Genomic DNA, 8,312 nt, shown 5'->3' on the forward strand with positions numbered 1-8,312 from the left:
TTCAGCGCAGTCCGGTGATGCCCCGGCCGTCCGTCAGGGTCCCCTTCAGCTCGGCCCGCGCCCCTTGTGCCGCCCGTACGACGAGCAGGGGCCCCGCCGCGGAGCCGCGCACCCCGCCCGTCGCGGTGACCGAGGCGGTCCCCTTGCCGCCGGCCGCGAGGAGGTACCACACCCCCGCGCCGGACTTCCACAGCACGCCGGCGAGCACATGCGGATCGCGGGAGCCGCAGGCCGGGGAGTTCTCGGCCTGCGCCACGACCGCCCCGTACGTCCCGCCGGGGGTGCGGAACTGGGCCATCACCCGCGGGCCGCCGCCCCGCCAGGTGTCGGCCCGGGTGCACATCCAGGTGGCCGGTCCGCTGCCGTCGGGCAGCGGCTGGCTCGCGTACCGCCAGGCGTTCACGGTCCGCACGCCCTGCGAGCGCACGGAGGACAGCGAGCACGCGAAGGGCGCCCATTCCCGCAGGCTCTCCGCTCCCGCCGCCTCCCGGGGCGCGGCCGGCCGGCCCGCGGTGAGATGGGCCGGGATCAGCTCGCCGAGGTCGGTCAGCAGCCTTGTGCCCGAGGCGTCCTCGACCTGGAGCACGTTCCACGAGGTGCACGCGCCGGTCCCCGGCGCTCCGGCCAGCGGTGAGGTGGAGCCGTCCGCGGACAGGGTGAGGTCCATCGCCCCGGCGGAGGGCTTCAGCAGGTCGCGCTCGGCGGCCTTGGTCACCCAGGGGGCGGTCAGATAGCGGGTGTTGCCGTCGGTCCGGCCCAGGACCACCGCGCTCGCCTCCGCCCTGCTCGCGCCGTCGGCCCGCGCGAAGTCGAGGGCCGCGCCGCCGGTGCCGTCCCTCGGCTCGGCGTAGCGCGCGACGCGCAGACCGTCGTAGAGGACCACCACGCGGGCCTGGTCGACATCGCCCGCGTACAGCAGCTGGGGAGGTCCGGGCGGAGCGCCGGAGGGTGTGCCGGGTGTCGCCGAGACCTGGACGGACTCGCCGGGCCGCGCCCAGACGGCGAGCGCGCGGCGCAGCAGGGCGGTGTCGTCGACGAGGCCGCCGCGCGCGGGCCAGACGGAGAAGTCGGTGCGGGCGGAGGACTCCCAGGCCGTGGGCGCCACCCGTTCCAGCCGGGCCGGGTCGAGCGCGGCCTCGGCGGCCGGGTTCTGCGCGTAGGAGGGGGCCGCGGCGCCGTCCGGGCCCCAGCCGTCGCCCGGCAGCGCGAGGAGCGCGCCGCACACGGCCACGGCGGCGGTCGCGGCGAGCGCGGCCTTCATGTGCTGCCTGCGCCGCAGCAGATCGGTGGGCCGGGCCTGGAGCGAGCAGGCGTCGAACTCGGGGGAGTCGAGCAGCGCGTCCCGCGCCTCGACGCCCGAGGCCTCCTTCAGCGCCGCGGCCGGGTCCTCGACTCCCGCGGCCGCGAGCACCTGGCGCAGCCGCGGGTCGGCCAGCTTCTCCAGGCCGCGCAGCACATAGGCGGCGCGAGCCGGTCCCGGGAGCGCGGACAGCCGCTGCTCCAGGGCGAGTTCGTCGGAGCCGCCCGAGCGGGGGAAGAGCCGCAGGCCCCACACCTGGGGGAGGAACGGCGGAAGCTGGGACCGCTTGGGCCAGGCCCGCCGCCTGAGCGGCAGCCCCGCCTCCAGGGCCATACGTACCACCTGGAGGCGTACGAAGGCGTAGCCCGGGTCGCCGTCTCGGCCGCCGCCGCTCTGCTGGGCCGGGATCACCGACGCGTCGCCCGCCGCCCGGCCCCGCGGCAGGGCGCGCTGGGTGAGGGCGTGCGCGGTCAGCACGCGCCGGTTGCGGCCGAGGCCCGGCGGAAGCATCAGATAGGCGAGCCGGACCAGCCGCGGGTAGTGCTCGACGAGGGCGGCCTCGGCCTGCTCGACGTCGACGACAGCTCCGGAGGAGGGTGCGGGGCGCGGGGCTACATCCTGTGACTGCACGTTCAGCAGAACGAGCGAATCGGCGGATGGTCACCGGGCCCCTCAGGACTCAGTCCGCGGATTCCCCGGGTTCCACGAGAAGGCGCGCGTAGTTCGCCATCGACCGCTGGTAGCGCGGCAGATGGGGGGCCAGCGCGCCGATCACCAGGGCCAGGCCCTCGCGTTCGCGGCCGAGGTCGGCGAGGCAGAGCGCCAGACAGGCCCGTACCGCGTCGTCCAACTCGTCCGGGGGTCCGACCAGTTCGGGAGTGAGGAGCTTGACGCCCTCGTCCGCCTGTCCGATGTTCCGCAGCGAGCTGGAGAGCTGGATCTTCGCGCGGCGGCCCTTGTACCCGCTCAGGCCCCGGGCGAGTGCCTCCCGGTACAGGGGGACGGCCTTGTCGGAGTGGCCGGTCGAGTCCCAGGCGCAGGCCTGCTCGAAGGGGCCGAGAGGGCTGTCCGCGGGCAGTTCGGCGACCAGCGCGTCGATCACGGCCCGGAAGTCCGCCGCCCGCTCTTCCTCGTAGTCGTCGAAGCCGGCCCAGGCCGCCGTCGTACGCTCTTCCCAGTCTTCGTTCACGGGTGCCACCCTCGCACAGCCGTGTCCTCGGCGGTACCGGGGTCCCCGTCCGCCGAGGGCGCGGATTGAGCACCGGGCGGCCCGGAGCCGTATCGAAGGCAGAGCCCCTGCCGGGGCTCTTCTCGGCGTGACCGCCGACAGGTACCGGAGGAACGTATGAGGTTGACACGCGGGAAGCTTCTGGCCGGGGCCGCCGTGGCCGCCCTGCTGGCACTGACGGGCTGCGGCGGCGGATCGGACGGCAAGGACGCGGCGGCGGAGCAGACCGTGCCGGCCACGGCGACCGGCAGTCTGGAGGAGCTGGCCGCCGAGGTGAAGTGCAAGCCGAGCATCCAGACCGACGCGGACGAGATCCGCCAGGGTGTCTGCAAGATCAGCACCGGCAAGTTCATCCTGGCGACCTTCGCCACCGACCGCGGCCAGCGCGAGTGGCTCGACGGGGCCAAGGACTACGGCGGTTCGTACCTCGTGGGCGCCAAGTGGGTCGCCGTCGGGGACCAGAAGATGGTCACGACGCTGCGTGGCCGGCTCGGCGGGAACCTGGAGCAGGGGACCTCGCACCACGCGGGAGGCAGCGGTGACGGGGGAACCGGGACCGGGCACTCCGGTCACCACAGCGGCTGACGGCGCGGGAGGCGGGAACGAGAAGAAGGCCGGTGGCGGGAGATCCCGCCACCGGCCTTCTTTGGTGCTGCTTACATCTCAGGTGTCACTTACAACGCTGACCGTTGTTGATGCAGGTGACCATCTTGTTCATCAGCTTCTCGTCGAAGACGTTGATGAAGTCGTCATGGTCGGTGGTGGCCTTGTGCAGCTGCTCCGGGAAACCGTCCACCGCGTAGGCGTTCTTGATCTGCCCGTTGGTGAGGGTCGGGGCCCGGAAGCCGTAGACCAGGCGCATCGTGAGCTGCGGGATCGCCTTGAAGCCGTTGGCGCAGTTGCCCTGGGCGTCGGCGAAGGCCACGTGCGTACGGTGGTTCGCGCTGTCGGCGTTCACCCCGTCCCAGCAGCTCTGGAAGGCGAAGGTGCGGACCACGGTGCTGCCGCGCGGGCAGATCGGGTACTGCGCCGTCAGCTGCACCTTGTTCTCGAAGCCGGTGCAGCTCCAGTGCGCGTTGGCGTTCGCGAGACCGTTGGTCGTGGTCTTGGCGTCACCGGTGATGATGCGCAGGAACTTCGGCATCGCGACGACCTTGCTGGTCGGGCTGCCGACGAACTTGATCTGCGCCTGCCTCACCTGCTGGATCTGGCCGACGTTGAGTTCCTTGCCGCCGCCGTCGTTGTTCTGGTCGAAGTCCTGCGTACCGTTCTGGATACGCACGACCGGCCAGTAGTACGACGACTTGTCGCCCTGGTTGGCACAGGAGGTCTGGGCCGCGGCGAACGTGTCGTTGTTGGCGAAGGCGTCGTTCGACTGGTTGCCCACGTAGTCGTGCAGGTGGTGCGCACCGTTGGTGACACCGGGCGCCACGATCACGTTGTCCGTGTTGAACTTCTTGTTCGCGTTGACACCGCAGGACGTCGTGAACACACCGGACGAACCGGCCGCCCCGGTCCGCGCCTTGCGGGCGACGTTCGGCTGGACCTTCGTGATGTCGACGAAGTCGGCCGCGACCGGACCGTTGCCGGCCTGTCCGCCGTTGCCCGGCTGGGCGGCGCCACCGGCAGGGGCGCTCGCACTCGCGGAGGCACCGGCACCGGCACCCGCACCCGCGCCCGCACCGGCACCCGCACTGGCGCTCGCGGACGGAGCGGCCGTGGCGCCACCGTTGTTCTGTCCGCCGTTGTTCTGTCCGCCCGCGGGCTGTCCCGTGCAGCTGGAGAGACCGTCGAGCCAGCCCGGAGCCTTGCCGCCGACGCGGTTGATCTCCAGCTTGATCCGGTCGATGATCACCGACCGGTTCTGCTTGAGCGGCGTGAGGATGGAGTTCTGGACGAAGCTCGCGTCCCTGGCCTGCGCGTCACGGGTGGTCGCGAGGCGCTGGTAGGCGGTGGTGATCTGCTGGTCGAGCGTCGCCAGCTCCCCGTCGACCTCGCCCCGTGCCTGGTTCGGAACGTTGGACAGCTTCTGGCCGACGTCCGGACATTTGATGGTGGCGACCTGCGCGGGCGCGGCCTTGGTGGTGTTTCGGCCCGAGTTGCTCTCGTGTGCCGAGGCGTAGAAATTCGCCCAGACCAGGCCACCCCCGCCGATCGCGAGCGCTGCCGACGCGGCAACGGCGCGAACGGCCAGCGGCGAACGTCGTTTTCGAATGTTGCGTCCCATGGAACTCCTCTGACTTCCTTGCGGGGCAGCGAGGCGCCCGACAGGAGTGAAGCGGCTCCATTCCATACGCGGGTGGTGCGCGAGGTGTTCAGGGGTCTCGAAAGAATCTGAGAAAGTCGTGAGGCCAATTCGGTCACAATGGTCTCAGAAGCCCGCGAATTCCCGGCAGTTGATCTCGAAATTCAGGTTTGAGACCGCATTCTTGACTCGTATTCAGTAGTCGTCGGCTTGAGGGGGCGCCGCGTGCCGTCGCGGGCATCGTGCGGGCGACCTCAACTGCCGCACCGCGCGGTCAAGTTCGCGGCCGACTGCGGCTTCCGGGCGAGCGGAGGCCGCAGCCGGCGGACAGGAGTGCTCCGCCGCGCCGGAATTCTGCGGGGAACACGGCGATCCCGTCCGTACGGCGGGCCCGGAATGTCCGGGCCGGTAATTGCCGGGGCCTCAGAGGCCGAGGACCTTCGCCTCCACCAGGGGATCCAGTCCCACCTTCGGCCGGTCGGCGCGCAGGGGTCCGGGGCCCCCGAGTGAGCGGAGCCAGCTCCAGGTGTCCTCGACGGTCTCCTCGACGGGCCGGCACCGCAGAGCCGTCCCCAGGGCCCGTGAGACATCGCCCGCGTACACCGAGGCGTGCAGCTCGCTCCCGGGCGGCACCCACACCGGCAGCTGTGTCCACGGTTCGATCCCGGCGGCGAGCACGGTCCCGGGGTCCGTCCAGCGGAGCTCGGCCTCTGCCCCGGTGGTCCGGACACACGCGTCGAGCAGCGCCCCCATCGTGCTGTGCCCCGGAGGACTGACCAGGTTGCAGGCCCCACTGAGCTCCGCCTCCACGGCGCCGAGCGTCCACTCCGCCAGGTCCCGGACGTCGACGTACTGGAGGGGCAGATCCCGTGGCCCCGGAGCGAGCACCGGACCCCCCGCCGCGATCCGGTTCAGCCACCACGGCAGCCGCCCGATGTTCTCGTAGGGCCCGAGGATCAGTCCGCACCGCACGAGCAGCGAACGCCCGTCGCCGAAGGCCTCGACGGCGGCCAGTTCCCCGCCCCGCTTGTCCCGGGCGTACTCGGTCGCGTCCGCGCCGGCCGACGCGCCCTCCACGAGCGGCGCGTTCTCTGTGTACCCGGCGGCGCGGGGCCACGCGTACACCGAGCAGCTCGACACGTACACATGGCGGGACACCCGTCCGGCCAGCAGGCGGGCCGCGTCCCGGACGGTCCGCGGCGCCGCCGACCAGGTGTCGACGACGGCGTCCCAGGTGTCCGTGGTGCCCGCGAGCGCCGCGAGCCCGTCCGGCGAGGTGCGGTCGCCCAGCAGCGACCGCGCCCCGGCCGGGGGTTCGTGGCGGCCGCGGTGGAAGACGGTGACGTCCCACCCCCGGGCGAGCGCGGCCTCCACGACCGCGCGTCCCACGAACTCCGTACCGCCCAGCATCAGAAGTCTCCGTGTCATACGGACGACTCTGCCCGCACGGGCCGCCCGGTGGCACGCGAATCTGCCGACAGGAGATTCACGGGACGGGCCGGCCCCGGCCGGAACCGGTCCGTTCTCCGGACGGACGGGTCAACGACCCGTCGGCGGCGTGTACTTGTACCCCACCCGGCGCACCGTCTGGATCGCCAGCCGGTGCTGGGCGCCGAGCTTGCGGCGCAGCCGCGCGACATGGACGTCGACGGTCCGTCCGTCGCCGACATGTCCGTAGCCCCACACCGTGGAGACCAACTGGTCGCGGGTGTGCACCCGGTGCGGATGGCGGACGAGATGCGCGAGCAGCTCGAACTCCAGATACGTGAGGTCCAGTGCCCGCCCGTCGACCTCGGCGGTGCGCTGCACGGCGTCGACCCGCACCAGCGGGTCGGCGCCGCCGTCGCCGGCGGCCTCGGTGAGGTCACCGGCGACGGCCGGGGGCTCGGCCGGGCCGGTCACGGCGACCGGCAACAGGGGCTGCTGGTCGGCCGGTACGAGGACCAGGTAGCCGATCATCGGCGGCTGCCCCGGCAGGACGGGCAGCGCGTTCTGGGGGGCGGGCAGCCAGGTGGCGCCCGGCGGAAGGAAGGTCGCCACGTCCGGGACCTCGTCCCGGTCGACGGCACGGAGCCGGTGCCGTGCCGGGGGGGTCGAGGGGATGGGGGACGTCGCGACGGAGGAGAAGGATCGAGTGGTCGCCATGAGAGGTCAGCTCTTTCGCGCGAGAAGTTCGTCGGGAGGTTCGACGGCCGCGAGTTCGTGGTCGGGCTCGTCGAGGACGTACGTCGTGCGCGCTGGCCGAAGGCCGGGGGTGTACGGCTTTAGAGGGCCGGCGCGTTCGTCGCGCGACAACACACCCGGTCGAAGTCGTGATGCTGACGGGAGGGCCAGAAGGGCTCGAGGTCATGGCGACCCGTCGCGATGCACTTCTGGAAGTTGGCCATGAACCCATTGAAGCAGACCCGGCCCCGTGACAGGAGCCTCCTCTCACTGCTCGGACGCTTCCTGGCGTGAAGCCGACGCCGCGCGGATCAGCCCGTCAGACGTTTGCGCCAGATCAGCCGCGTCACCTCGATCGCCTTGTCCGGATCGCCTTCCCAGGAAGCGGACAGTCCGGCGCCGACGAGGGCGGCGACGACCTCGTGTCCGACGTCCGTCGTGGTCCGCGCCGAGCCGTCGAACCCGCCGTAGTGGAGGCTCAGTCCGTGCCCCTCGGCGGCGAATTCCGTGACCTGCCGGTGGAAGAAGACGAAACCGCGCGCGTCCTCCCGCTCGGCGCCGATCTCCGCCGTGCCGCAGCCGTGGCAGCAGGTGAAGTGCTCGCGGGCCGTGATGCCGGCCTCCTCCAGCGCCTCGAAGGCGACTGTCAGCCGCTCGGGGTCGGTGACGCCCTCCCAGGTCTCCTGCTCGGCGAGCCTCTCCAGCCACAGCCGGTCCGTCAACCGCCGGGCCTGCGCCTTGGAGACCGGCCGCTCCTTCTTCGTGACGAGGAAGTCCTCGGCGGTCTCGGCCAGCGTCTTGCGGGAGTCGTAGCCGCAGCGCAGCGACAGCCGTACCCGCTCCTCCACCTTCTCGCGCACCTCGTCCGGCAGTTCGGGCACCTCCTCGCGCGGTCCGAGGTCCACCGGCTCCCAGTCCACGCCCGCGTCCCAGCCCTCGCGCCGCAGCGCCCAGCCGGTCAGGAGGTCCGCCACCCGTTCCCGGTCCGTGAGGTTCGTACCGGAGAACTCCTCCTCGGCACGGCGGTGTTCCAGCCGGTAGTCCCCCTCCTCCTCGTGCCAGACCTGGGCGAACACGTCAGGGATGTCGGGTATCCGCTGCACGACCAGGAACCGGTCGCCGGGGCCGCCGATCCGCTCCACCAGCGCGCGCAGGGCGGCCGCCGGGATCCGTGTGTGCGTCTGCCCGTTCTCCGTCTCGGCCTTGACGGCCAGGCTCTCGTCGATCTCCATGCCCTCACTGTGACACCCCCACCGACAACGCGAGGGGGGGCCCCCCCCGCCGGGGGGGGCCCCCCCGCGACCCACTGGGGGGGCGCAGAGCAGGGCCGCCGCCGCCCCGGGGGGCGCGCCGGTGGCGCCCCAGAGACGCGCCAC

7 protein-coding genes are annotated in these 8,312 nt (G+C 72.3%); 1 reads left to right on the top strand and 6 read right to left on the bottom strand.

What is annotated here, in order from left to right:
* Position 1 precedes the first annotated feature (1 nt).
* The gene (locus ACF07B_RS04020; protein ID WP_392177653.1) at positions 2–1,930 is read right to left on the bottom strand and encodes a hypothetical protein; all 1,929 of its coding nucleotides are present in this window, start codon (positions 1,928–1,930) and stop codon (positions 2–4) included.
* A 49-nt stretch (positions 1,931–1,979) separates the two neighbouring features.
* The gene (locus ACF07B_RS04025; RefSeq protein ID WP_362398899.1) at positions 1,980–2,489 is read right to left on the bottom strand and encodes a tetratricopeptide repeat protein; all 510 of its coding nucleotides are present in this window, start codon (positions 2,487–2,489) and stop codon (positions 1,980–1,982) included.
* A gap of 156 nt (positions 2,490–2,645) precedes the next feature.
* On the opposite strand from ACF07B_RS04025, the gene ACF07B_RS04030 reads away from it, so the two are divergent.
* A complete protein-coding gene (locus ACF07B_RS04030) occupies positions 2,646–3,113 on the top strand; it encodes a hypothetical protein (protein WP_369484918.1) in 468 nt (155 codons plus the stop codon).
* 85 nt (positions 3,114–3,198) lie between these two features.
* Here ACF07B_RS04030 and ACF07B_RS04035 read toward each other — a convergent pair whose 3' ends face one another.
* From ACF07B_RS04035 to ACF07B_RS04050, 4 genes are all read right to left on the bottom strand, one after another.
* Positions 3,199–4,755: a DUF1996 domain-containing protein gene (locus ACF07B_RS04035; protein WP_392177654.1), complete on the bottom strand. Its 1,557-nt coding sequence runs from the start codon at positions 4,753–4,755 to the stop codon at positions 3,199–3,201.
* Between the two features lie 441 nt (positions 4,756–5,196).
* Positions 5,197–6,183: an NAD-dependent epimerase/dehydratase family protein gene (locus tag ACF07B_RS04040; RefSeq protein WP_392177958.1), complete on the bottom strand. Its 987-nt coding sequence runs from the start codon at positions 6,181–6,183 to the stop codon at positions 5,197–5,199.
* 129 nt (positions 6,184–6,312) lie between these two features.
* Positions 6,313–6,918, bottom strand: a complete 606-nt coding sequence (locus tag ACF07B_RS04045; protein ID WP_392177655.1) for a winged helix-turn-helix domain-containing protein — start codon at positions 6,916–6,918, stop codon at positions 6,313–6,315.
* 329 nt (positions 6,919–7,247) lie between these two features.
* On the bottom strand, positions 7,248–8,168 hold the full coding sequence (locus ACF07B_RS04050; RefSeq protein WP_392177656.1) for a DUF6891 domain-containing protein: 921 nt from the start codon (positions 8,166–8,168) through the stop codon (positions 7,248–7,250).
* Positions 8,169–8,312: the final 144 nt, after the last annotated feature.

The organism is Streptomyces sp. NPDC015532 (assembly GCF_043078065.1).
Classification (GTDB): Bacteria; Actinomycetota; Actinomycetes; order Streptomycetales; family Streptomycetaceae; genus Streptomyces.